This window comes from Streptomyces sp. NPDC059897 (assembly GCF_042730865.1).
In the GTDB taxonomy this organism is placed as follows: domain Bacteria; phylum Actinomycetota; class Actinomycetes; order Streptomycetales; family Streptomycetaceae; genus Streptomyces.
This window is the reverse complement of the sequence record NZ_JBHWKQ010000021.1, coordinates 107,381-131,225: the sequence shown is the minus strand read 5'-3', so window position 1 is coordinate 131,225 and position 23,845 is coordinate 107,381. Positions and strand designations below refer to the sequence as shown.

15 protein-coding genes and 1 pseudogene are annotated in these 23,845 nt (G+C 71.1%); 9 read left to right on the top strand and 7 right to left on the bottom strand.

What is annotated here, in order from left to right; genetic code table 11:
• Positions 1-28: 28 nt before the first annotated feature.
• Genes ACFV9W_RS23345 through ACFV9W_RS23335 form a run of 3 tightly spaced genes read left to right on the top strand, consistent with a single transcriptional unit; the run spans position 29 to position 2,451 of the window.
• Positions 29-1,171, top strand: coding sequence for an acyl-CoA dehydrogenase family protein (locus ACFV9W_RS23345; protein WP_385763913.1), 1,143 nt, complete (start codon positions 29-31; stop codon positions 1,169-1,171).
• Positions 1,168-1,572, top strand: a complete 405-nt coding sequence (locus ACFV9W_RS23340) for a RidA family protein (protein WP_385763911.1) — start codon at positions 1,168-1,170, stop codon at positions 1,570-1,572. The genes ACFV9W_RS23345 and ACFV9W_RS23340 overlap by 4 nt, the downstream gene beginning before the upstream one ends.
• Before the next feature lie 27 nt (positions 1,573-1,599).
• Entirely contained in the window at positions 1,600-2,451 is an 852-nt protein-coding gene (locus ACFV9W_RS23335; RefSeq protein ID WP_385763909.1) for an alpha/beta fold hydrolase, read from the top strand.
• Positions 2,452-2,469: 18 nt separating this feature from the next.
• On the opposite strand, the gene ACFV9W_RS23330 is transcribed toward ACFV9W_RS23335, so the two are convergent.
• The 3 genes from ACFV9W_RS23330 to ACFV9W_RS23320 all read right to left on the bottom strand — a co-directional run bounded on the left by ACFV9W_RS23330 (position 2,470) and on the right by ACFV9W_RS23320 (position 5,814).
• Positions 2,470-3,957, bottom strand: a complete 1,488-nt coding sequence (locus ACFV9W_RS23330; protein WP_385763907.1) for an FG-GAP repeat domain-containing protein — start codon at positions 3,955-3,957, stop codon at positions 2,470-2,472.
• A 57-nt stretch (positions 3,958-4,014) separates the two neighbouring features.
• Entirely contained in the window at positions 4,015-5,544 is a 1,530-nt protein-coding gene (locus ACFV9W_RS23325; RefSeq protein WP_385763905.1) for a helix-turn-helix domain-containing protein, read from the bottom strand.
• Between the two features lie 72 nt (positions 5,545-5,616).
• A complete protein-coding gene (locus ACFV9W_RS23320) occupies positions 5,617-5,814 on the bottom strand; it encodes a DUF4236 domain-containing protein (protein ID WP_385763903.1) in 198 nt (65 codons plus the stop codon).
• A gap of 326 nt (positions 5,815-6,140) precedes the next feature.
• Here ACFV9W_RS23320 and acnA point away from each other — a divergent pair, with 326 nt between their 5' ends.
• Positions 6,141-8,855 carry an aconitate hydratase AcnA gene (gene acnA / locus ACFV9W_RS23315; RefSeq protein WP_385763901.1) on the top strand — a complete coding sequence of 905 codons (2,715 nt, stop codon included), beginning with the start codon at positions 6,141-6,143 and terminating at the stop codon, positions 8,853-8,855.
• Positions 8,856-8,919: 64 nt separating this feature from the next.
• Here acnA and ACFV9W_RS23310 read toward each other — a convergent pair whose 3' ends face one another.
• From ACFV9W_RS23310 to ACFV9W_RS23300, 3 genes are all read right to left on the bottom strand, one after another.
• The gene (locus ACFV9W_RS23310) at positions 8,920-9,831 is read right to left on the bottom strand and encodes a phosphotransferase (RefSeq protein WP_385763899.1); all 912 of its coding nucleotides are present in this window, start codon (positions 9,829-9,831) and stop codon (positions 8,920-8,922) included.
• Between the two features lie 92 nt (positions 9,832-9,923).
• Positions 9,924-10,166 carry a DUF397 domain-containing protein gene (locus tag ACFV9W_RS23305; protein ID WP_385763897.1) on the bottom strand — a complete coding sequence of 81 codons (243 nt, stop codon included), beginning with the start codon at positions 10,164-10,166 and terminating at the stop codon, positions 9,924-9,926.
• Complete coding sequence (locus ACFV9W_RS23300; protein WP_385763895.1) at positions 10,163-10,987, bottom strand: Scr1 family TA system antitoxin-like transcriptional regulator; 825 nt, start codon at positions 10,985-10,987, stop codon at positions 10,163-10,165. The genes ACFV9W_RS23305 and ACFV9W_RS23300 overlap by 4 nt, the downstream gene beginning before the upstream one ends.
• Before the next feature lie 89 nt (positions 10,988-11,076).
• Between ACFV9W_RS23300 and ACFV9W_RS23295 the strand changes: the two are divergent.
• From ACFV9W_RS23295 to ACFV9W_RS23280, 4 genes and pseudogenes are all read left to right on the top strand, one after another.
• Positions 11,077-11,472: pseudogene (locus ACFV9W_RS23295) on the top strand (ATP-binding protein); the annotation flags it as partial.
• Positions 11,473-11,548: 76 nt separating this feature from the next.
• Positions 11,549-14,737 carry an NACHT domain-containing protein gene (locus ACFV9W_RS23290; protein ID WP_385763893.1) on the top strand — a complete coding sequence of 1,063 codons (3,189 nt, stop codon included), beginning with the start codon at positions 11,549-11,551 and terminating at the stop codon, positions 14,735-14,737.
• A gap of 106 nt (positions 14,738-14,843) precedes the next feature.
• The gene (locus ACFV9W_RS23285) at positions 14,844-17,003 is read left to right on the top strand and encodes an ATP-binding protein (protein ID WP_385763891.1); all 2,160 of its coding nucleotides are present in this window, start codon (positions 14,844-14,846) and stop codon (positions 17,001-17,003) included.
• Complete coding sequence (locus ACFV9W_RS23280) at positions 17,003-18,523, top strand: ABC transporter substrate-binding protein (RefSeq protein WP_385763889.1); 1,521 nt, start codon at positions 17,003-17,005, stop codon at positions 18,521-18,523. Before ACFV9W_RS23285 ends, ACFV9W_RS23280 begins: the two co-directional genes overlap by 1 nt.
• 31 nt (positions 18,524-18,554) lie before the next feature.
• Here the strand turns inward: ACFV9W_RS23280 and ACFV9W_RS23275 are convergent, their stop codons facing one another.
• Positions 18,555-22,412 carry a GH92 family glycosyl hydrolase gene (locus ACFV9W_RS23275; protein WP_385763887.1) on the bottom strand — a complete coding sequence of 1,286 codons (3,858 nt, stop codon included), beginning with the start codon at positions 22,410-22,412 and terminating at the stop codon, positions 18,555-18,557.
• 271 nt (positions 22,413-22,683) lie between these two features.
• Between ACFV9W_RS23275 and ACFV9W_RS23270 the strand changes: the two genes are divergently transcribed.
• Positions 22,684-23,751 carry a PP2C family protein-serine/threonine phosphatase gene (locus ACFV9W_RS23270; RefSeq protein ID WP_385763885.1) on the top strand — a complete coding sequence of 356 codons (1,068 nt, stop codon included), beginning with the start codon at positions 22,684-22,686 and terminating at the stop codon, positions 23,749-23,751.
• Positions 23,752-23,845: the final 94 nt, after the last annotated feature.

Sequence of the window (23,845 nt, the reverse complement as noted above, 5' to 3'; positions counted from 1 at the left end):
GTAGGCAGTCGTGAGAGGAGCACCACGTATGGGGACATTCTCGCTCGAACCGGCGCAGCTCGCGTGGTGTGAGGAGCTGCGGGCCCTCGCGGCCGAGCGCCTGGCCCCGCTCGCCGAGAAGGGGGAACCGGGCAGCGTCAACCGCCCCCTCGTCGCCGAACTCGGCCAACTCGGCCTCCTTGAGCGCCTGTTCACGTCCGGCGCGCTCGATCTGTGCCTGCTGCGCGAGTCCCTGGCCCGCGTCAGTACGGAGGCCGAGACGGCGCTCGCGCTCCAGGGCCTCGGGGCGCATCCGATCCACGCGTACGGTGCCGATGCGATCCGTGAGCGGTGGATTCCGGAGGTGGGTGCGGGCCGGGCCGTGGCGGCGTTCGCACTGAGCGAGCCGGGGGCGGGGTCCGACGCGGCGGCGCTGTCGCTGCGCGCGGACCCGGACGGCGAGGGCTGGCGGCTCACCGGCGACAAGTGCTGGATCTCGAACGCGCCCGAGGCCGACGTCTACACCGTCTTCGCCCGCACCACCCAGGGCGCGGGCGCGCGCGGCGTGACGGCCTTCGCGGTCCCCGCCGACCGCGCGGGCCTCACCGGCGAACACCTCGACATGATCTCCCCGCACCCCATCGGGGCGCTCGCCTTCGACGGCGTCCCGGTCACCCGCGACGACCTGCTCGGCGAGGTCGACGCCGGGTTCCGCGTCGCGATGGGCACGCTGAACCTGTTCCGGCCCAGCGTCGGCGCCTTCGCCGTCGGCATGGCGCAGGCGGCCCTCGACGCGACGCTCGCGCACACCGCCGAGCGGGAGGCGTTCGGCGCCCCGCTGAAGGAGCTCCAGACCGTCGCGCACCAGGTCGCCGACATGTCGGTACGGGTCGAGTCCGCGCGCCTCATGGTCTACGCGGCGGCGTCCGCGTACGACGAGGGCGACCCGGACGTGCCGCGCCGCGCCGCCGCCGCGAAGCTCATCGCCACGGAGGCGGCCCAGCAAGTCGTCGACGCGGCGGTGCAGTTGCACGGAGCGCGGGCGCTGCGCCGAGGCCACGTCCTGGAGCACCTGTACCGCGAGGTCCGGGCGCCCCGCATCTACGAGGGTGCCTCCGAGGTCCAACGGGCCATCATCGCCCGGGAGTTGTACCGAAAGTTGTCCAAAGGGCAGACGAAGGAGTCCGTGTGAGCAGCGATCTGCGGCGCGTCAATCCGCCCGAACTCTCCCCGCCCACCGGCTTCTCCCACGCCGTCGTCGCCACCGGCGGCCGCATGGTGATGCTCGCCGGCCAGACGTCCCTGGACGCCGACGGCAAGGTCGTCGGCGACACCCTCCCCGCCCAGTTCACCCGCGCCCTGACGAATCTGCTCACCGCCCTGCGCGCGTCCGGCGGCACACCGGAACACCTGGCGCGCGTCACGGTCTACGCCACGGACGTCGCGGACTACCGGGAGAACGCCCGCGAACTGGGCCGTATCTGGCGGGAGTTGGCGGGCCGCGACTACCCGGCGATGGCCGTGATCGGAGTGAGCCGGCTGTGGGACGAACAAGCCATGGTGGAACTCGACGGGATCGCCGTCCTGCCCTGAGCGCCCACCGCGCCTAGGCTCGGCCGTATGACGCAGCAGACGGAACTCTCGGTGGACCTCTCCGTGGGCCCGATCGCGTACGAGGACTCCGGAGGCGACGGGCCGACCGTCGTCCTCCTCCACGGGCTCGCCCAGGACGGCACGGTGTGGCGGCACGTCGTCGACGAACTGGGCACGTCCGTACGGTGCATCGTGCCCACCCTCCCGTACGGGAGCAACCACGTGCCCGTGCGGCCCGGCGCCAAGATCACCCCGCACTCCGTGGCGCTGCTGATCGGCGAGTTCGCCGACGCGCTCAAGCTGGCCGACGACACGGTGTTCGTCGAGAACGACGGCGGGCGCCTCCAGCAGCTAGCCGCCGAGCGGCCCGACCGGGTGGGGCGCCTGGTCATCGCGGGCTGCGAGGCCTTCGACAACTATCCGCCGGGCCCGGCGGGCAAGCTCCTGGAGGTCATGTCCCGGGTCCCCGGCGGCATCACGATGCTCGCGCGCACGCTGTCCGTGCGGCCTCTGCGCCGCATGCCCGGCACGGGGTACGCGGTGATGTCGCAGCGCCCCGTCCCGCACGAGCTGATCGACCGCTGGATCGAGCCACTGCGCAAGGACCCGGCGGCCCGGAAGCTGCTGCTGCACTATCTCCGGTCCGGGGTGAAGACGGAGATGATGGAGGCGGCGGACGCGCTGCGGTCCTACGACCGGCCCGCGCTGGTGGTCTGGGGCAAGCAGGACCGCATGATGCCACTGGCCCACGGCCGCCGCCTGGCGGAACTGCTTCCGCAGGGGCGGCTGGTGGAACTGGACGACTGCGGCACGCTGATTCCGTTGGACCAGCCGCGTGCCCTGGCGGCGGCGATCCGGGAGTTCGTCGCGGCCACGTAGCGTTCTCGCTTGATCGGCTCAGGACGACGGCGACGCGTACGGGCGCCGCTTCAGCCACGCCGTCGCGTCGAAGGACGCCCGGTCCCGCCCCGATGTCCCCACCGTCACCCACCAGTGCGTCGGGTTGTTCCCGTACATCGCGAACATCGCGTCCGCGCTCCACGCGAGGACGAACTCGTCGCGCCCGTTCCCGTCGAAGTCGGCGGAGCCGTACGGCAGGGCGTGCCGGCGCTCCGAGCGGAGCTTCTTGCCGCGCACCCGCTCGGGGCCCCGCCGGTCGAACTCCACGACCTCGTCCGCCCCGTCGAGCAGCGCCACCCCACGGTCCGTGGGCACCAGGACCCCGTCCCGCCCGTCCCCGTCCGGGTCCCCGGCCGCGTACACGAGCGGGGTCTGGAAGCCCTGCCGGTGCCCGCTCGCCTCCGGCAGCTCGCGGCGGACGGGGGCGCCGCCGTCGCCGGGGTACATCGTCATGGCCCGGTGCACCTCGGGGGCCTCGGCCCCGGCCCCCGGTTCGTTGTTGCGGCTGCCGTTGTCGCCGACGACCACGTCCCGCCGCCCGTCCCCGTCGAAGTCGCCGAAGGCCTGTGCGCTGCCCGCGACGAGCTCCCGGCCGCTGCCGCCGCGCGCGGGCGCCGTGTAGAGCGTGTTGTGGGCCTGCTCGCCGTCGTCGCTCGCGCGCACGAGGAGCGGGGTCACCCGGGGCTTCTTCCCGGTCGGCTCGATGGCGTCGGCGTACAGCGTGCCGCCGCTGCCCGGCAGCGTCCCGGAGCGGGCGGGCGCCCCGGTGGCCCGGTCGAAGGGCCCGTAGAGCAGCCGCACGGTCTTGCCGGACTTCTCCAGTCCTGCCAGGTCGTGCCGTCCGTCGCCGTCGAAGTCGCCGCGCACCACCTTGTCGAGGCCGTGCACGGATGTGCCCGGGGGCATCCGTACCTTCGTCGGCCCGTGTTCCGCCGCGCCGAATCCGCTCGCCGAACCCCACACCACGTACAGCGCCGTCGGCCGGTCGTCGATCTGCCCGTCGGCCACGTTCTCGGCGCCGAGGACCGGTACGGCGAGGTCGGGGAAGCCGTCGCCGTCGAGGTCGGCGGCGGCCACCTGCCGGGCGTCGACGGCCTCGGGGCGGTCGACGCCCGAGCCGGACGGCCCGGCCTCGGCCAGCCCTAGGTCGCCGCGCCCGTACACGTGGCGGGTCACCGGGTCGAGGCCGCGCGCCGACCCGTACACCACGAGGAGCCGTTCGTCGGCGGGCTCCCACTGCGGCTCGCCGCCCGGCGTCTCGACGGGGAGCAGCAGGTCCCGGTGTCCGTCCCCGTTGAAGTCGTCCGGGTCCGCGGAGCCCTTGCCCGCGGCGGGGGAGCGGCTCGCGGTCGGCGCCCCCGAGGGCGCCGAACCTCCGTGCGGCGAGGGCGACTTGGGGTCCGGACCGGCTCCGCCCGTACCGCATCCGGAGAGCAGGACCAGAGCGGCGCACGTGGCGACCGCGACGCACGAGGAGCGCTTCATGCGCTCACTCTCACACCCTGCCCGCCCCTCGGGCAGGCAGGGTGCGAAGTCCCGCGATCAGATGTCCCGGAACGTCTCGATCTGCGCGCCCACGGAGTTGAGCCGCTCCGCCAGGTCCTCGTAGCCGCGGTTGATGACGTAGACGTTGCGGAGCACCGACGTGCCCTCGGCCGCCATCATCGCCAGCAGGACGACCACGGCGGGGCGCAGCGCCGGCGGGCACATCATCTCGGCGTGCCGCCAGCGGGTCGGGCCCTCGACCAGGACCCGGTGCGGGTCGAGGAGCTGGAGGCGCCCGCCGAGCCGGTTGAGGTCGGTCAGGTAGATCGCCCGGTTGTCGTAGACCCAGTCGTGGATCAGGGTCTTGCCCTGGGCGGACGCCGCGATGGCCGCGAAGAACGGCACGTTGTCGATGTTCAGGCCCGGGAACGGCATCGGGTGGATCTTGTCGATGGGCGCTTCGAGCTTCGACGGGCGGACCGTGAGGTCGATGAGGCGCGTGCGGCCGTTGTCGGCGGGGTACTCCGCCGAGCGGTCGTGGTCGAGGCCCATCTCCTCCAGGACCGCCAGCTCGATCTCCAGGAACTCGACCGGCACCCGCTTGACCGTCAGCTCGGACTGCGTGACGACGGCCGCGGTCAGCAGGCTCATCGCCTCGACCGGGTCCTCGGACGGCGAGTAGTCCACGTCGACGTCGATGTGCGGCACGCCGTGCACGGTGAGCGTGGTCGTGCCGACGCCCTCGACCTGGACGCCGAGCGCCTCAAGGAAGAAGCACAGGTCCTGGACCATGTAGTTGGAGGAGGCGTTGCGGATGATCGTCGTGCCGTCGGCGCGGGCCGCGGCGAGCAGCGCGTTCTCCGTCACGGTGTCGCCGCGCTCGGTCAGCACGATGGGGCGGTCCGGCGCGACGTCCGGGTGGACCTCCGCGTGGTACAGCCCCTCGGTCGCCGTGATGTCGAGGCCGAAGCGGCGCAGCGCGATCATGTGCGGCTCGATGGTGCGGGTGCCGAGGTCGCAGCCGCCCGCGTAGGGCAGCTTGAAGCGGTCCAGACGGTGCAGCAGCGGGCCGAGGAACATGATGATCGACCGGGTGCGGCGGGCGGCGTCCGCGTCGATGGCGTTCATGTCGAGCTCGGCGGGCGGCACGATCTCCAGGTCCGCGCCGTCGTTGATCCAGCGGGCGCGTACGCCGATCGAGCCGAGTACCTCCAGAAGGCGGTACACCTCCTCGATGCGCGCGACACGGCGGAGCACGGTGCGGCCCTTGTTGAGCAGCGAGGCGCACAGCAGTGCCACACACGCGTTCTTGCTGGTCTTCACTTCGATGGATCCCGACAGCCGGCGTCCGCCGACCACGCGCAGATGCATCGGTCCCGCGTACCCGAGGGAGACGATTTCACTGTCGAGAGCTTCGCCGATTCGGGCGATCATCTCAAGGCTGATGTTTTGGTTCCCGCGCTCGATGCGGTTCACCGCGCTCTGGCTGGTGCCGAGCGCCTCCGCAAGCTGCGACTGCGTCCAGCCCCGGTGCTGCCGGGCGTCGCGGATGAGCTTGCCGATGCGTTCGAGGTAGTCGTCTGCCATGGCGGCAGGTTATCTCAGATATGAGATGCCGCACGCCGGGGGGCCCGTTGGAGTGACGGGCCCGAAGCGGAGTCAGTGGCGCCTGTTCGTGCGCGTGCGGCGCCAGCCGAAGGGGCCGGGCAGATCCACCGATGTCGTGCGGCGTCCGGTGCTGCTGTGGGTGCGGCGCGGCCCGTGCCGGCCGCCCGTGGTGATGGACCAGGACCGGCGATTGATGTTGAGCCGGACCCCGGGGAGGATGCGGAAACTCTTACGGAATGTCAGCGGCATGCACTGCGTGTACCCGCAGGGCCCGCGATCAGGCGCGGCCCCGGCGGGTTCCGGCGGGTTCCGGCGGGTTCCGGGGCGTGCCGGGGCTCCGTGCGGCGGTCGCGGCGATGAGGGGGCACCATCGGGGGTACGCGCCCAGGCGTGAGCTCGGCGACACCGCTTGAAGGCATCGCGGGGCGATGTATTAGAGTTATCTCGACATCGAGATATCTGCCGAGGCGTGCCGCGGCGCACAGCTTCGACGGTCGGCTGATAAGGGTTACCTAACTAAGCCCTACCTTAGCTGATCGGCCGGTGGAACGCGCACATATATGAAGGAGACTGTCGTGTCGGCGAACAGCTTCGACGCCCGCAGCACGCTGCGCGTGGGCGACGAGTCGTACGAGATCTTCAGGCTGGACAAGGTCGAGGGCTCTGCTCGCCTTCCCTACAGCCTCAAGGTCCTTCTGGAGAACCTGCTCCGCACCGAGGACGGCGCGAACATCACCGCCGACCACATCCGTGCGCTCGGCAACTGGGACTCCCAGGCCCAGCCGGCGGAGGAGATCCAGTTCACGCCGGCCCGCGTGATCATGCAGGACTTCACCGGTGTGCCCTGTGTCGTGGACCTCGCCACCATGCGTGAGGCCGTGAAGGAGCTCGGCGGCGACCCGGCGAAGATCAACCCGCTGGCCCCGGCCGAGCTGGTCATCGACCACTCCGTCATCGCCGACAAGTTCGGCACGAAGGACGCCTTCGGCCAGAACGTCGAGCTGGAGTACGGCCGCAACAAGGAGCGCTACCAGTTCCTGCGCTGGGGCCAGACCGCGTTCGACGACTTCAAGGTCGTCCCCCCGGGCACCGGCATCGTGCACCAGGTCAACATCGAGAAGCTGGCCCGTACGGTCATGGTCCGCAATGGCCAGGCCTACCCCGACACGCTGGTCGGCACCGACTCGCACACCACGATGGTCAACGGCCTGGGCGTCCTGGGCTGGGGCGTCGGCGGCATCGAGGCCGAGGCCGCGATGCTCGGCCAGCCGGTCTCCATGCTGATCCCGCGCGTCGTCGGCTTCAAGCTGACCGGCGAGCTGCCGGCCGGCACGACCGCCACGGACCTCGTCCTCACGATCACCGAGATGCTGCGCAAGCACGGCGTCGTCGGCAAGTTCGTCGAGTTCTACGGCGAGGGCGTGGCCGCCACGTCGCTCGCCAACCGCGCCACCATCGGCAACATGTCGCCGGAGTTCGGCTCCACCGCCGCGATCTTCCCGATCGACGACGAGACGCTGAACTACCTGCGTCTGACCGGCCGTGACGCCCAGCAGGTCGCGCTCGTCGAGGCCTACGCCAAGGAGCAGGGCCTCTGGCTGGACCCGGCCGCCGAGCCCGACTTCTCCGAGAAGCTGGAGCTCGACCTCTCCACGGTCGTCCCGTCGATCGCCGGCCCGAAGCGCCCGCAGGACCGCATCGTCCTCGCGAACGCCGCCGAGCAGTTCAAGACGGACGTGCGCAACTACGTGGCGGACGACGAGGAGGCGGGCAAGGAGTCCTTCCCCGCGTCCGACGCCCCGGCCGCCACGAACGGCGTCCCGTCGAACCCGGTCACCGTGACCGCCCCCGACGGCTCGACGTACGAGCTGGACCACGGCGCCGTCACCGTCGCCGCGATCACCTCCTGCACCAACACCTCGAACCCCTACGTGATGGTGGCCGCCGCCCTCGTCGCGAAGAAGGCCGTCGAGAAGGGCCTGACCCGCAAGCCGTGGGTCAAGACCACCCTCGCGCCGGGCTCGAAGGTCGTCACCGACTACTTCGACAAGTCGGGCCTGACCCCGTACCTCGACAAGGTCGGCTTCAACCTCGTCGGCTACGGCTGCACCACCTGCATCGGCAACTCGGGCCCGCTGCCCGACGAGGTCTCGAAGGCCGTCAACGACCACGACCTGGCCGTGACGTCCGTCCTCTCCGGCAACCGGAACTTCGAGGGCCGCATCAACCCCGACGTCAAGATGAACTACCTGGCGTCCCCGCCGCTGGTCGTCGCGTACGCCATCGCCGGTTCGATGAAGGTCAACATCACCAAGGACGCCCTCGGCGTCGACCAGGACGGCAAGCCCGTCTTCCTGGCCGACATCTGGCCGACGGAGGCCGAGGTCAACGACGTCGTCGCCAACTCCATCGGCGAGGACATGTTCAACAAGTCCTACTCGGACGTCTTTGCAGGCGACGCCCAGTGGCAGGCCCTCTCGGTCCCCACCGGCAACACCTTCGAGTGGGACAGCGAGTCGACCTACGTCCGCAAGCCCCCGTACTTCGAGGGCATGGAGATGCAGCCGGCCCCGGTCGAGGACATCTCCGGCGCCCGCGTCCTGGCCAAGCTGGGCGACTCGGTCACCACCGACCACATCTCCCCGGCCGGTGCGATCAAGGCCGACACCCCCGCTGGCAAGTACCTGTCGGAGCACGGCGTCGAGCGCCGCGACTTCAACTCGTACGGCTCGCGCCGCGGCAACCACGAGATCATGATCCGTGGCACGTTCGCCAACATCCGCCTGCGCAACCAGATCGCGCCGGGCACCGAGGGCGGCTACACCCGCGACTTCACCCAGGCCGACGCGCCGGTGTCGTTCATCTACGACGCCTCGCAGAACTACCAGGCCCAGGGCACCCCGCTGGTCATCCTCGGCGGCAAGGAGTACGGCTCCGGTTCGTCCCGTGACTGGGCCGCCAAGGGCACCGCGCTCCTCGGCGTCAAGGCCGTCATCACCGAGTCGTACGAGCGCATCCACCGCTCGAACCTCATCGGCATGGGCGTCCTGCCGCTGCAGTTCCCGGAGGGCCAGTCGGCCGAGACGCTGGGTCTGACCGGCGAGGAGACCTTCTCGATCTCCGGCGTGACCGAGCTCAACAACGGCACCACGCCGTCCACGGTGAAGGTCACCACCGACACCGGTGTCGAGTTCGACGCGGTCGTCCGCATCGACACCCCCGGTGAGGCGGACTACTACCGCAACGGCGGCATCCTGCAGTACGTGCTGCGCAGCCTGATCAGCGAGTAAGCGATCCGGTAACGCAGTTGGGCCGCGACCCCCGGTGGGGTCGCGGCCCTTCGCCGTTGCCGCGTCAGGACCCGGGCGGCCGTTCCGCGGGCAGCGGGGCGAGCCCCGGCCAGCAGGTGAGCACGGCCGTACGCAGGTCCGCGGCCAGTCGCCCGAGAGCCGGAAGGCCGCCGCTCCCGTCGGCGACGATCCCCAGCCGGTGCGCGAGCCGCTGCCGCGCCGTCGCGGTGCCCCACTCCCAGTCGCCGTCCGGCACGCGGGCCAGGTGGTCGACGGTGCCGCGCTCCGCCCGCGGCACCAGCGCGTCGCCGCGCAGCAGCCATCCGGCGCACGCGTCCGTGACATCGCCCCGCACCTCGGTGCCGGTGGCCGCCCGCCACGCCTCCCGGTACGCGGCCTCCGCCTCGGCCAGTTCCTCCGGGGTCGCGGCCGTGGAGCACCAGCAGGTCGGGAAGCCGATCCGGAGGTAGGCGAGTTCGACGAGGCCGTCCCCGACGGCCGCCTGCTCGAAGTCGATGAACCGTACGCCGTCGGCGCCGTGCAGATCGTTGCCGGGACACGGGTCGCCGTGCAGCAGCGCCCGGTTGGCGGCCCCCGCGAGGCGGCCCACCAGAGCCTCCAACTCCGTTCGTACGCCGCCCGGTTCGGGCACGCCGAGCGTGGCGGCGAACCGGAGGAACGCGTCGACGTCCTCGCCGGTCGGCCCCGCCCACACCGGCAGCGCGCGGGCCTCGGCGTCCGTGGCGCTGTGCCCCGCCGCGTGCAGCCGCGCGAGCGCCGCCGCGTAGTCGACCCGCCAGTCCGGCCCCGGATGCCGGTGCTCCACGTACTCCAGGACCAGCACGCGTTCGTCCGCGTCGGTGTCGAGGAGGCGGGGGACGACGGGCGGGTCCACGCTCGCGGCGAGCCGCAGCGCCGCCACCTCGCGGGCGTACCGGTCGTCGGCCTCCGGGGCGTCGACCAGCTGCTTGACCATCACCGGGGTCCCGCGGAACTCGGCGCGCCAGAGCCGCGACCGGGGACCTTCCAGCTCCCGGACCCGCCGGACGGCGTCGAGCCCGAGCGGCTTCAGCCCCGGCCTCCGTCGAGGAACGCGGTCCACGCCTCGGGCGTGACAGTGAAGTGCGGCCCGCCGTCGGCGTTCTTGGAGTCGCGGATGTGGATGGCGGTGGGGTGGGCGGCGACCTCGACGCAGGCGCCACCTTCGTCGCCGCTGTAGCTCGACTTCCGCCAGTCGTAGGCGACTTCGAGGCACTGGCCACCTTCGCTGCCGCTATAGCTCGACTTGAACCAGTTCAGTGCGGTGCTCATCGTTCTCCTAGCAGCCGGTCCAGTAGGCCCATGGACTGCTCGGGCGTGAGGGCCTGTGATCGCAGCATCGCATACTTGCGCGCCAGCGAGGACACCTGGTCGGGGTCGGAAACCCACTGGCTGCCACGCTGGGATTCCGTGTAGGCGAGGTGCTGGTGCGTGGGGGTCTCCAGCAGGGTGAAGGCCCCATCGAGGCCCGCGTGAGTTGGGGAGTCCAGCGGCAGGAACTGGAGCGCCAGTCCCGGAAGTTCCGCGCACGCCCGCAGGTGCCGGAGCTGCTCCGCCCGTGCCAGCGGGGCGAGGTAAGCGAGCTTGAGCGCCGCTTCCCACACCACAAAGCTCAGCGTCGGCGGGCACTTGCGGTGCAGCACCTCCTGCCGCTGCACGCGCGCGGCCGTCTTCGTCTCGATCTCGTCCTCGTCGTACGCCGGGACGCGGTTGCGCAGCACCGTGCGGGCGCAGTCCTCGGTCTGGAGGATGCCGGGCACGGTCAGGACGTCGTACCAGGACAACGCGATGGCCTCGCGCTCGTGCGCCATGTACGACTCCGCCCACAACGGAAACTGGTCCACCTCCGGCATCGCCGCCACGGCCGTGACCAACGCCCCCTTGGTGTCCAGGAGTTGGTCCATCGACGCCGCCAGCTTCGGCACCAGCGGGCGCCGGGCCTGCTCGATCGCCGCGATCGTCGACTCGGCCACTATCAGCCGCTCCGCGAGTGCCGCCTGGGTGTAACCGGCGGCCTTCCGGAAGAGGGCGACGAGGTCGGCGACCAGCCTCATCGCCGACGGATTCTTCGGCGGATGTTGCGCAGGGCTCATGACGGGCAATCTCCCCGCCCCCGTTCCTTCTTGACCCCACTCGAACCCCGACAAAAAATCTGTCGGGGTCAGTTCACTGTCGTCAGTCAATCACTCTCCGCAACATTCCACTCGTGAACCACGAACCCCGCGAACGCTTCTTCCGTCGCGAACGCCAATCCGTCCCCGCCGCCCGGGGGTTCGCCCGCGCCGCGCTCGCCGACTGGGGCGTGGGCGGCGACCGGGCGGACGACATCACGCTGTGCGTCAGCGAACTCGCCACCAACGCCCTGCTGCACGGCGTGCCGCCCGGCCGCGGCTACCTGCTGTGTCTGCTGCCCTACGAGGACGGACTCCGCGTCGAGGTGCACGACAGCGGCAACGGTGTGCCACGGGTGGTGCGGCCGGACGAGGGGGGCCGCGGACTGATCCTCGTGACGGCGCTCGCGGACGCGTGGGGCGTGGGGGAGCGGGACCCCGGCAAGGTCGTGTGGTGCGAGTTCGGGCAGCTGTCGCCCCGGCCTCGTACACGTATGGTGGAGGACACGTGGGCGACGGGGGTGAGCGGTGGAACTGGGCGCAATGGGGCTGAGACTCGCGTCCTCGGTGGTGGTGCCGCTGCTGAAGCGGTTCGTGCTGCCGCCGGAGAAGGTGGCGGGCGCCGAGTTCCCCGGTGAAAAGCCCGTCCGCGTACGGTCGTTGCTGTCGTTCGTGGGCGATCATCCCGCTCTCAGCCGCGACGACATGCACCGGCTTTCGCGGGAGCTGGTGCGGCGTGCCGTGCGGGCCGCGCCGCCGCGCGAGGCCCGGCTGCCGGACGACGAGCACGACGCGGTGGGCCAGGCCCTGACCCGTACGCTCTTCGCGCTCGGCCAACTCGACATGAACGACGTGGACCTGGTGCTGCTCGGGCCGGAGGAGCTGGCCGCCACGCTGTCCAGCGCGGCGGAGCGGGACATCAAGGGGCTGCTCACCGCGGACGCGGCCCGCTTCCACGACGCGCTGCTCGTCACCGCCTGCGTGCACATCGTGCGGTTCTTCACCGAGCGGCCCGGGTTCGAGGCCCGCGCCCAGCTGTCGAACTCGCGCCAACTCCGTGAACAGAAGGAGCAGTTGGACCGCGTGCTGCGGATCGTCACGGGCGAGGACCATCAGGCCGCCGACCTCCGCTTCGAGGAGGCGTACGCCGACTATGTCGTCAAGCGGCACGGCCGGCTGACCATCTACGGCGTCGACCTGCGCGACCCCGCGGGCCCCGAATGGCCGCTGGACGACGCCTACTTGAGCCCCACCGCCGTACCGCTGACGGCGGCCGAGGAGGAGGACGGCGACTACGAGACCGTGCCCGAGGAGAGCGTCGAGACGGCGCTCGCCGGGCGCGGCAAGATCGTCCTGCACGGCCTCGCCGGTACCGGCAAGACGACGCTCGTGCAGTGGCTCGCCCTGACCACCGCACGCCAGGAGGCCGTGCCGGTCGCGCTGCCGCAGCTGATCGGGCGGGTCCCGTTCGTGCTGCCGCTGCGCACGCTCGCCCGGCAGGGCGCCGAACTGCCCATGCCGGAGCAGTTCCTGGAGTGGATGCGCTGCGGACTCAGCGGCAGCGAACCCGACGGCTGGGCCGTCCGCGTCCTCCAGAACGGCCGCGCGGTGCTGCTGGTCGACGGCCTGGACGAGATCCCCAAGGCGGACCGGCGCCGCGCCCGCCAGTGGCTGCGCGACCTCGTGAACGACTTCCCGGGCAACCTCTGGCTGTGCACCACCCGGCCCTCCGCCCTCGAACCGGGCTGGCTGCGCAGCGACGGCTTCTACGAGCTGAGCCTCAACCCGCTCAGCCCCGCCGATCTGCGCCGCTTCATCGCGCGCTGGCACATCGCGGCGGGGGCGCCCGAACGGCTCGCCGAGGAGCTCGTCGAATCCCTGCGCTCCAACCCCGAACTGAGCCGCCTCGCCACCAACCCGCTGATGTGCAGCCTCATCTGCGCCCTGCACCGCGAACGCCGCGGCTTCCTGCCGAACGGCCGGGCCTCCCTCTACCGGGCCGCCCTGTCCATGCTCCTGGAGCGGCGCGACGTGGAGCGCGATCTGTACGGGCGGGGCGACGACCGGCCCCGGCTCGACGAGGAGTCCGCGACCGAACCGCTCAAACGGCTCGCGTACCGGCTGATCCGCAACGACGACACGCAGATGGAGCGCGACGACGCCATCCACGAGCTGCGCAGGCTCCAGCCGCAGGTGCCGAGCCTGGAACGGCTCGGCGGGCCCGAGTACGCCCTTGAGTATCTGCTGGAGCGCTCCGGGCTGCTCCGCGAGCCCGCGCCGGGCGCCGTGGACTTCATTCATCGTACGTTTCAGGACTACCTGGGTGCCAAGGCTGTTCTTGAGGACCGTGACTTCGGCATGCTGGTGAAACACGCTCACATGGACCAGTGGGAGGACGTGGTGCAGATGGCCGTCGCGCAAGCCGATCACAATGGGCGGGCCGACCTGCTGATGCGCCTGAGCGACCGCGGAAAGCGCGAGAAGGACGTGACCGTCCAGGCCCGGATCCGGCTCCTGGCACTCGCCTCCCTCGAACAGGCCACCCGGCTCGAACCCGTCGTGCGCCAGACCATCGAGGCCGAGGCCGCGAGCATGCTCCCGCCGCGCAGCCTGCGCCAGGCCCGCGTCCTCGCCCGCACCGGGCCGCTGCTCCTCGGGCTGCTCCCGAGGGCCGACGAACTGGACGGGGACGCCGAGCTGGCGACCGCGCACGCCATCTGCCAGATCGGCGGCGACGCGGCCATCCCGCGGCTCCGCGAATTCCTCACCACCTCGCAGTCCACCGTCCGCGCCCAGCTCCTCGGGCACTGGGACCGCTTCGACACCGAGACGTACGCCCGCGAGATCATCGCCCCGCTCCTCGAAGCCGCGCCCGGCGAACCCGTCACCGTCCGCTCCCGCGCCGAACTCGATGCCCTGTCCCGGCTGCCCGGCTGCGAGCGCGTCGGCATCCACGGCGATTTCGACCCCGACGCCGTCCGTGCCGCACTGTCCCCCGAGCACCTGCGCGAGCTGCGGCTGCGCGGCGCGCTGGGGATCGACGACCTCTCGCTGCTGCACGACTTCCAGCACCTGGAGAGCCTCACCCTCCAGGGCTGCCGCAACGTCAAGGACCCGGAACCGCTCACGGGCCTGCCGCAGCTGCGCAGCCTCGTCCTGGAGAACGTGCCGCAGTTCGAACCGCTGGAGCAGCTCGACCAGTGCGCCCGGCTCGAAGCCCTGCACATCGGCGCGGGCGTCCCCTGGCGCGGCGTCGGCGAACTGCCCAGGCCCGGCCGGCTCAGGACCCTTTCGCTGCCGCCCGGCACCTCCGACCTCTCCGAGATCACCCGGTGCGTGGCCCTGGAGGAACTGCACCTCCAGGACGCGAGCAGCCGGCTGCTGCCCGACGGCTGGGGCGGACTGCTCGGCCGCCTTCCCGCGCTGCGCACGCTCTGCGTGTCCGCCGAGCAGCTCAGCACGCTCCTGTTCAACCCGGCCAGCCAGATCCCGCAGCTGACCAAGCTCTTCGTCTACGCCCAGCAGGGCACCCCGCTGCAACTGCGGCGCATGTCCCGTCGCCTGCAAGGCCTCGAGGAGCTGCATGTGACGCAGGGCGGCGACATCGACCTCTCCCCGCTCAAGGGGATCACGTCGCTGCGCCGGGTCCGGATCGCCTATCCGGGCGGTGTCGTCCAGGGCGTCGAAGAGCTGCCCGAGGGCGCCGAGCTGGAGATTTATCCGCAACCGTGAAGGGGTCCGCGGCCTTGCGGACCATCTGGCAAGAGATCGGCGCCACCGGTAAGTTCTAGGGTTCACGCAGAAGTTGACGATCCCTAGGGAAGCAGGACAGCCGAAGATGGCCAGGCCCAAGGCGCCCTTTCTGTACGGGCGCGAACCCCTGGTGGGATCGCTCGTTCCCTCGCTCACCGGGCTGGCGTTCCACGAACGCGCCCGTGCGAAGCGCGAGTTCGGGTCCGACGTACCCGTCGTGCTGCTCACCGGCGAGCACGGCACCGGACGCAGCGCCCTCCTCGACGCCCTCGCCCGCGGCTACCGGGGCCGCCTCCCGCTCGCCCACGTACGCGCCGTCGTGCCGGGCTCACCCGTCGCCTCCGGCCTCGCCGAGGAGGTCCCCGAGGGCAGCGTGCCGCCGCAGACCGCCGCGTCGCCCGCCGAGATCCTGGAGCGCCTCGTGTGCGCGCTCACCCCCACGTACGGCGTCTTCCGGACGCTGATGCCCGCCCTGTTCGCCGTGTCGGGCTGGCACCTGGGGCAGAGCGACGAACGCGACGAGGTGTGCCGTCGGCACGCCCGGATGCTCATCGCGAGCGGCCTGGCGCGCGGCACCGAGCGCGAGGTCGCCCGCGACTGGGCCACCCAGGTCGAGACCTCGCTCAGCGAGGCCGCCGCCCGCGACGGCGACCCCGACGACCCGGACGGGACACAGCCCGTCACCGCCGCCGTGCTGCGCCAGCTCGGCGCCCGGATGCCGCTCGCCGCCTCCCGCGCCTGGTTCCGGCAGCGGCACACCACGCCCGACGGCACCATCGCGGTGGAGGACCCGCTGTGGCTGCTGTCCCGCCGCTTCCACCGCGGCGGCGACTACCTGCACGCCGCGGAACAGGCCCTGACCGCCGCCTTCCTGGAGGAGACGGCGCACGCGCACGGCCTGGTGCGCCGGCTCAACCGCGAGCCCTGGCCGCTGATCCTGCTCGACGAGGCGCACACCCCGGCGGGCGCCCGCTTCCTGGAACTCCTCCTGGAGCAGCGGGCGGTGGGGGGCCGCAAGTACGACGACCGGATCGTGGTCGTCGCCACCCGGCTCGGCGACCTGCCGCACGAGGACGCGCCACACGCCGTGCGCCGGGAACTCGTCGACCTGCTGCCGCCCGGCGGCGTCAGACGCCCCGGACACGCCGCCACCCTGTGGAAACGGACCGGGCACGAGCCGTCCGAAGGCGTCCTCGTCCTCCCGCTCACCCCGCTGACCAGGGACGACATCCTGTCCATGCTGGACCGGGCGTCCTCGCGGCTGCTCCACCCGCACCTCGCCTCCGCGCTGCACGCGCTCACCGGCGGCCACCCCTCGGCCAGCACCGTCCTCGCCGACGCCGCCGTCGAGACCGCCCGGCAGAACCGCACCGTCGTCCCGCGCGACCTCCTCGACCTGCGCGTCGAGGGCGGCCGCGCCGTCACCGAGGTGCTGCTGCGGGACCTGCTGCCCGACCGCCGCCAGCGCGACCGCCTCGTCAAGCTGTGCCTCGCCCGGGACTCCAAGGCCGCCGAGGCGCTCGCCCAGGACCTCGGCCTGGTCGGCCCGGAGCAGCTGCCCGCGACGGCCGCCGCCCAGTACCTCGTCGAGCGCAAATGGCAGGAACTCCCGGACGCCGAGAGCCCGCTGGTCACCATCGGCCTGCTGCGCACCCTCCTCGTCCACGAGGCGCGGCGCACCCTGCCGCCGGGCGACGAGCCGCACAGCTGGCGCTCCATCCACGCCTTCCTGCACCTCCACCACGTCCAGCGCGCCGAGACCGAGGAGGCCGACGCCCTGCGCCACAATCTCGCCGCCGGAAACCCCCGGCAGGTCGTCGCGATGCTCGCCGACGAGTTCGACGCCGAGGAGGCCGAGCAGAGCGTCGAGCACTGGCTGCTGTGCCTCAAGCGGTGCGCGAGCGCGCCCGTGCCGCCCGCCGACGAGACCTGGCGCGACCAGCGCGTCGAGATCGCCGACGGCGAGCACGCCGCCCGCTACGCGGACCTCGACCCCTCGGGCCGCAGCATCAACCGCCTGCTGCACGCCCTGTGGTACCTCTCCGAGCCGTACGCGGACGCCGGCCTCGACCCGGACGCCGACCGGATGTGCCGGGCGGTGGGGGAGGAGCTCGGCTTCCTCGCGCGCCGCCACCCCACCTGGTACGCGGCCCTCGGGCAGGCGGCCCGCGACTGGCCGACGGCCGCCCGCAAGAGGCAGGAACTGCCCGTTCCCGCCAGCACCAACTCCGTGGAGGGAGGCTGATGTTCGGCAGCAGGATCAGGGAGTGGGGGCCGCTGGACTGGTGCGTCGCGGTGCTGGTCGTCCTCGCGCTCGTCGCGGGCGGGATCTACGGCGGCTCGAAGCTGCTGCGCAGATGCGACGACGGGCTCAGCGAGATCGGCGGCCAGTGCATCGGCGTGACCAGCCAGTCCTTCGAGGCGGACGACGACATCGGCTCGCTCCTCGACGCCATCGCCGACGAGAACGACCAGGTCGCCTCCGAGAGCGGCACCCCGTACGTCCGCGTCGCCCTGATGATGGCCTTCACCTCGGGCGACAAGAGCGCCATGACCGGCGACATGATCCGCCGCGCCCTCGCCGGCTCCCTCGCCGCGCTCAAGGAGGCGAACGCCGGGGCGGGCGGCCCGCAGGTCCAGCTGATGCTCGCGCCGGTCGGCCAACAACTCGACCAATGGAAGCCGGTCGTACGGCAGTTGGACGACCTGGCCGCCGACACCAAGCATCCACTCGTCGGCGTCACCGGCATCCCCAGCAGCCAGACGGACACCCAGGACGCGCTCACCGAACTGACCGCACGCAAGATCCCCACGGTGGGGCCGGTGATCAACGCCTCGTCGATGAACTTCGACTACTTCTTCAAGACCTCGCCGGACGACAAGGAGTTCGCGAACGCCCTGGAGCACTACCTCGACACCTACCCCCAGGGGAAGAAGAAGGGCCTGCTGCTCCTCGACCGGCACACCGGCGACGTGTACTCGAGGGACCTGACCAGCACCCTCAAGAAGCACTTCGGCAAGGACTACGGCCTCACCACCAGCTCGTCCCTCTTCACCGGCTCCTCCGGCAGCGACGAGGGCGAGCCGGGCATCTTCGTCGACGCGGTCAACAAGATCTGCAGCGAGGGCACCGACACGGTCTTCTTCGCGGGCCGCGACCAGGACCTCCCGGGCTTCATCGACGCCCTCTCCGACGCGGGAAGCTGCGACCGCGAAGGGCCGCTGCGCATCATGAAGACCGGCATCGGCCTGGAACCCACCCTCACCAGGCCTGAGGTCGAGCGGGACCTCGACAAGGCGCAGGCCACGATCGTCGACGCGGCCTCCTTTGACCCGCGCTGGGAGAAGCGGGGCTCCAGGGACCGGCCCGCGGGCGTCGACGACTTCCTCGACCAGTTCGACAAGCTCAGGACCGCGCACACGCTCGGCGAGAAGCCCCTGGCGGACGGCTACGCGGCCTCGTACTACGACGGCCTGCGGCTGCTCACCGAGGCGACGAAGCGGACCTTCGCCGAGATGAACCACGGCAAGAACACCGAGCTGCTCCCGACCCGGCAGGAGCTCTACACGACGCTGTCGCAGTCCACCGTCAACAGCGCGGGCATGCTCCAGGGTGCGACCGGCACGTACGGCTTCGCGGGCCAGGGCACCAACAACCGGTGGTCGACGTGCAAACCGGTCCCGGTCGTGGAGTTCCCCGCCCCGCGCCACGACCGCAAGCTGAAGCTGTACCGCACGTACGACAGCGGGGACTGCCCCGGGTGACGCGCCGCGAGGCACGCCACCCGGGACCGGGTCAGGACAGCAGCTCCACCTCCGCCACCGTCGCCGCCCCGCCGGTGAACACCAGCCGGTAGTGCTGGTGCGCCGCCGGGGACGGCACGGAGAACGCCCGGGTCTGCTTGTCCCAGGCGAACGACTCGCCGGAGCGTTCGTCGACGGTCTTCCAGTCCTTGCCGTCGTCCGAGGCTTCCAGGCGCCAGCCCTTCGGCGCCTTCGCCCTGTCCTCGGACGTCAGCGTGTACTGGACCGCCTTCGCGCCGTCCGCGCCGACCGGCAGCTCCACGGACTCCGCACTCGCGGACGTCGCAGAGGAGTTGTCGAACAGCGCGCCCGAGCCGGTGATCGCGTCGGAGCGCGGCGCGGGCACCTTGTCGTCGTTCGTGATCGACGTCGGCGCGGCGCCCGCACCCGTGCCCCACTTCGACGGCTTGTCGCCCATCGCGAACTCGATGACGCCGCCGTCGGCGATGGCCGAGTGCGGCAGCGACGTCTTGTTCCACGCCTTGCCGTTGACCTTCATGCCCTGCACGTAGATGTTCTTCGCGCTGTTCTTGGGCGCCTTGACGACGAGGTCCTTGCCGCCGTCGAGGTGCAGCGTCATCTTCGTGAACTGCGGGGAACCGATGGCGTATTCACCGCTGCCCATGACCAGCGGGTAGAAGCCCAGCGAGGAGAACAGGAACCAGGCGGACTGCTCGCCGTTGTCCTCGTCGCCGTGGTAGCCCTGCCCGATCTCGCTGCCGGTGTAGAGCCGCGACAGCACCTCGCGGACCTTCTCCTGCGTCTTCCACGGCTGACCCGCCGCGTCGTACATGTACGTGACGTGGTGCGCGACCTGGTTCGAGTGGCCGTACATGCCCATCCGCACATCGCGCGCCTCGGTCATCTCGTGGATGACGCCGCCGTAACTGCCCGCGACATCGGCGGAACCGGTCTCCGGCGTGTCGAAGTACGTGTCGAGCTTCTTGGCGAGACCGTTCCGGCCGCCGTACAGATTGGCGAGGCCGCGGCTGTCCTGGACGGCGGTGAACGCGTAGCCCCAGGCGTTGGTCTCCGTGTAGTCGTAGCCCCAGATCGCCGGGTCGAAGTCGGCCGACTTCACGCGCCAGTCGCCCTTCTTGTCCTTGCCCTGGAAGAAGCCGGGGCTCGAACTCCCGCCTGCCGCCTTGTCGTCGAACATGTTGACGTAGTCGCGGGCCCGGTTGAGGAAGTACTCGGACTCCTCCTTGTACTGCTTCTTCCCGGTCTTCTTGTAGAGCTTCTGTCCCATCTCCGCGATGCCGTAGTCGTTGAGGTAGCCCTCGAGCGCCCACGACATGCCCTCGTGCGTGTCCGAGGACGTGTAGCCGAGGAACGGGGACGTCTCCATGCCCTTGCGGCCGACACCCGCCGAGGGCGCCACCACGGTCGCGTTCTTCACGGCCGCCTTGTACGCCGACTCGACGTCGAAGTCGTCGACGCCCTTCACGTACGCGTCCGCGAACGCCACGTCGGACGAGGTGCCGGTCATCAGGTCGGCGTAGCCCGGCGAGGACCAGCGGGAGGTCCAGCCGCCGTCCCGGTACTGCTGCACGAACCCGTCGACCAGCTCACCGGCCTTCTTCGGCGTCAGCAGCGAGTAGGCGGGCCAGGTCGTGCGGTACGTGTCCCAGAAGCCGTTGTTCACGTACGGCTTGCCCTCGACGATCTTCGCGCCGGTGTGGGTGGGGCTGTCGGGGCCGGTCATCGGCGAGAACGGAGAGGCGTACTTGTACGTCGCCTTCCCCGCGCCGCCCTGCGAACGGACCTTCTCGAAGGCCGAGTTGGGGTACAGGTACAGCCGGTACAGCGAGGAGTAGAGGCTGGTGCGCTGGTCCTCCGTCGCCCCCTCGACCTCGACCTTCTTCATCAGCGCGTCCCACTGGGCGCGCGCGGCGTCCCGTACGTCACTGAAGGAGCGCTTGGCGGGAAGCTCCTGCGCCAGGTTGTCCTTCGCCTGGTCGACGCTGATCAGCGAGGTCGCCAGGCGCAGCGTGACCGTGCGGTCCTTGCCCGCGTCGAAGCTGAAGTGCCCCTTCACGCCGGAGGAGTCGGCGTCGGTCACCGGCTTGTCGAAGGTCCCGTAGACGAACAGCCGCGTGGCGCCCGCCGACAGACCGGACTTCACGTCCGAGTAGCCCGTGACGACCCCGTTCTCCTTGTCGAGCGTGAGGCCGCCCTGGTCGGAGACGTTGTCGAAGACCACGCTCGCGTCGTCGTCCGGATAGCTGAAGCGCAGCGCCGCCGCGTGGTCGGTCGGCGTCATCTCGGCCTTCACGCCGTTCTGGAACTTCACGCCGTAGTACGAGGGCGTCGCCGTCTCGTCGTCGTGCTTGAAGGGCAGCGCACGGCCGGAGCGAGAGGTGTCCAGCGCGTCGCCCGACTTCGCCGACGGCATCACCTGGAACGTCTGCCGGTCACCCATCCACGGGCTCGGCTCATGGCTCGCCGAGAACGCCTCAAGGGTGGGCAGGTTGTCCGCGTTGTTGTCGCGCGCGTAGTCGTACAGCCAGCTCAGCGAGCCCGCGTTGGTCACCGGCGTCCAGAAGTTGAAGCCGTGCGGGACGGCCGTCGCCGGGAAGGTGTTGCCGCGCGAGAAGCCGCCGGTGGAGTTCGTGCCGCGGGTCGTCGACGCGTAGTCGCTCAAGTGCGCCTTGGGCTTGGCGGGTCGGGCCTTCGCGATGCTGATGTCGTCGAGCCAGCCGCGGAACTTCGCCGGCCCCTTGGGGGAGTCGTATGCGACGAGCACCCGGTCGACGGTCTTGCCCGCGGCGACCGACCCGATGCCGGACTTCACGGCGTTCCACTGGTTCACGTAGAGCCGCTTGGCCGCGCCCTGCCCCTGCGGGGTGAGCAGCCCGCCGTAGGAGTCGACGGCCTTGAGGTCGCTCAGGTACGTGCCGTCGGTGAAGGCCAGGTCGACGGAGACGTTCGTGGCGTCGTAGTCGCGGTCGCGGTCCGCCATCGACGGGAAGATCTTGTACGCCAGCTCGGTGTCCTTGGCCACCGCCACGTCGACGTCGAAGACCTTGTTGTACGAGTACGCCCGGCCGTCGCCCTTGTGGCTGCCCGCGTAGCGCAGCGCACGCGTCCCCGTGAAGCCGACGCCCGCCTTGGCGGTGGGGGAGGCCGTCGGGCCGCGGTCCACCAGCGAGAGCATGTCCTCGGGGGCGGGCGTGGAGTCCTCGCCCGTCGAGAGCTGGAGGTCGGCGAGCTGCGTCGCGTCGCCCGCGCCGTTGTTCTTCGTGAACTCGACGCGGAAGTGGGCGTACTCCGCCGGGTTCTGGATGTCGTACGACTTCAGCTGCTGACGCTTGTCGAAGGTCTCGCCGGAGCGGGAGTCGAGCGTCGTCCACTCCTTGCCGTCCGTCGACCCCTTCAGCGTCCAGTCCTTCGGGTCGCGCTCGTCGTGGTCGTTCGCCGACGTGAGCGCGTACTTGGCGATCTTGACCGGCTCGTCGAGGTCGAACTCGACCCACGCGGTCGGCGTGAACGCCAGCCACTTCGTCGTCGGCTCGCCGTCGACGAGGTTCTCCTTGGTCTCCCCGCCGCCCTGGTTCTCGTCGCTGGCCCGGACCTCGGTGACATGGCCGTTCACATTGCCCGGCATGCCGCTGCTGTACGCGCCGTCGACGCCGCTCGCCCGCTTCTTGCCGTCGGCGCCGGTGTCGACGGTGTTCAGCCAGTCGGGGGCGGGCTGACCGGCCTCGAAGGAGGACCGGAACTCCGGCTTGCCCCCGGCGGCGTGGGCGGCCGTCGCGGGGGTGAGCCCCTGACCTGCCGCCGTGAGCACGAGTACGGCCGCGCCCAGCGCGGCCGTACCACCGAGTCTGTGTCTGGATCTGCCTCGCATAAAGGGGCTCACCCTCCCGCTACTGGACAACGTTGTCAGTTGCTGAGCAGAGTCCAGTAGGGGCTCAAGTGCCCGGTGGTGTCAAGGGTGTTGGACCCTTTGGGTGCTCCGGGTGGGGCGGGCGGGGCCGACACGCCGTGTGCACCCTGCCGGACGGGCTGTGAACGCCCGGCCGGGCGTCCGAATCGCCGATGTACAGTGGCAAATCTTGGCAAAAGAACCCAAAAGGCCCGATTCAGGAATCCTGCTTCAACGGCCCCCTGGAGGCGTCGTGCGCGCTCCCGCGTTCCCCGCGTGGTCCACCGCGATCTGTCCCGGCCTCGTCGCCGCGGTCGGTGTCGCGGCGCTCGACGTGGTGCTCGGCGCGGAGGTCGGACTGCTGCCCCTGTTCGCGGTCTGCCCCGCGCTCACCGCCTGCTGCGCGCCGGCCCGCAAGGTGATCACCTGCGGCTTCGTCGCGCTGCTGCTGTGCGCCGCCGTGGCCGCGTACGACGACCTGCTCTTCACGCGGCGCGGCGTGGTGGCCCTCATCAGCGTGGCCGCGGTGACCGGCGCCTCCGCCGTCGCCGCGCACGCGCGCGTGCGGCACGAGCGGCGGGCCACCCGGCACCGGCTCATCTCCGAGTTCGTGCAGAGCGTGATCCTCGCCCCGGTGCCGCAGGACACCGCCCCCGCCCGGATCGCCGCCTCCTACGTCTCCGCCACCGAGGACGCCCGGATCGGCGGCGACTTCTACGAGGTGGTCCCCGCGCACGACGGCCGGGTCCGCGCCGTCATCGGCGACGTACAGGGCAAGGGGCTCGGCGCCGTGCGCACGGCCACCGTCATGCTCAGCGCCTTTCGCATGAGCGCACACGACGCCGACGACCTGGAGGACGTCGCGGCCAGAATGTCCGGGGCGCTCGGCCGCAGAGGCGTCGACGAGCAGTTCGTCACCGCGGTCCTCGCCGAACTCGCCCCGTCGGGACGGCTGACGCTGCTCTCCTTCGGGCACCCGCCGCCGCTCGTCGTCCGGGCCGACGGCAGCCATGAACTGGCCCACCCGCCGAGCCCCGCCCTGCCGTTCGGCCTGGACTGGCTGGAGCAGGACCCGCCGGAGCCGAGCCGCGTCGACCTCGCGGACGGCGACCGCGTGCTGCTCTACACCGACGGGCTCGCCGAGGCGCGGGACGCGGAGGACGCCTTCTATCCGCTCGTCCAGCGCGTTTCCTTGCTGCGCGGGGAATCCCTCGACGGGTGTCTCGTGCGGTTGCGCGGAGATGTGCAGCTGCACACCGACTCCGGCGTCGACGACGATTCCGCGCTGCTGCTCATGGAATACGGCGCGGTTTCCGAGTAAGCGGCCCGAGCGGTTCCGCAAAGCCGTTGCTACACCCTTTGTAGACAAGGAAGTTGGAAAGATCGGTTCGTCGCTGGTGCGACGTATTTCCGGG

Bases quoted from the DNA above. Each gene is read 5' to 3' on its own strand.
- ACFV9W_RS23345 (WP_385763913.1), top strand. From the start codon at position 29: ATGGGGACATTCTCGCTCGAACCGGCGCAGCTCGCGTGGTGTGAGGAG.
- ACFV9W_RS23335 (WP_385763909.1), top strand. From the start codon at position 1,600: ATGACGCAGCAGACGGAACTCTCGGTGGACCTCTCCGTGGGCCCGATC.
- ACFV9W_RS23330 (WP_385763907.1), bottom strand. From the start codon at position 3,957: ATGAAGCGCTCCTCGTGCGTCGCGGTCGCCACGTGCGCCGCTCTGGTC.
- ACFV9W_RS23325 (WP_385763905.1), bottom strand. From the start codon at position 5,544: ATGGCAGACGACTACCTCGAACGCATCGGCAAGCTCATCCGCGACGCC.
- ACFV9W_RS23320 (WP_385763903.1), bottom strand. From the start codon at position 5,814: ATGCCGCTGACATTCCGTAAGAGTTTCCGCATCCTCCCCGGGGTCCGG.
- ACFV9W_RS23310 (WP_385763899.1), bottom strand. From the start codon at position 9,831: ATGGTCAAGCAGCTGGTCGACGCCCCGGAGGCCGACGACCGGTACGCC.
- ACFV9W_RS23305 (WP_385763897.1), bottom strand. From the start codon at position 10,166: ATGAGCACCGCACTGAACTGGTTCAAGTCGAGCTATAGCGGCAGCGAA.
- ACFV9W_RS23300 (WP_385763895.1), bottom strand. From the start codon at position 10,987: ATGAGCCCTGCGCAACATCCGCCGAAGAATCCGTCGGCGATGAGGCTG.
- ACFV9W_RS23290 (WP_385763893.1), top strand. From the start codon at position 11,549: ATGGGGCTGAGACTCGCGTCCTCGGTGGTGGTGCCGCTGCTGAAGCGG.
- ACFV9W_RS23285 (WP_385763891.1), top strand. From the start codon at position 14,844: ATGGCCAGGCCCAAGGCGCCCTTTCTGTACGGGCGCGAACCCCTGGTG.
- ACFV9W_RS23280 (WP_385763889.1), top strand. From the start codon at position 17,003: ATGTTCGGCAGCAGGATCAGGGAGTGGGGGCCGCTGGACTGGTGCGTC.
- ACFV9W_RS23275 (WP_385763887.1), bottom strand. From the start codon at position 22,412: ATGCGAGGCAGATCCAGACACAGACTCGGTGGTACGGCCGCGCTGGGC.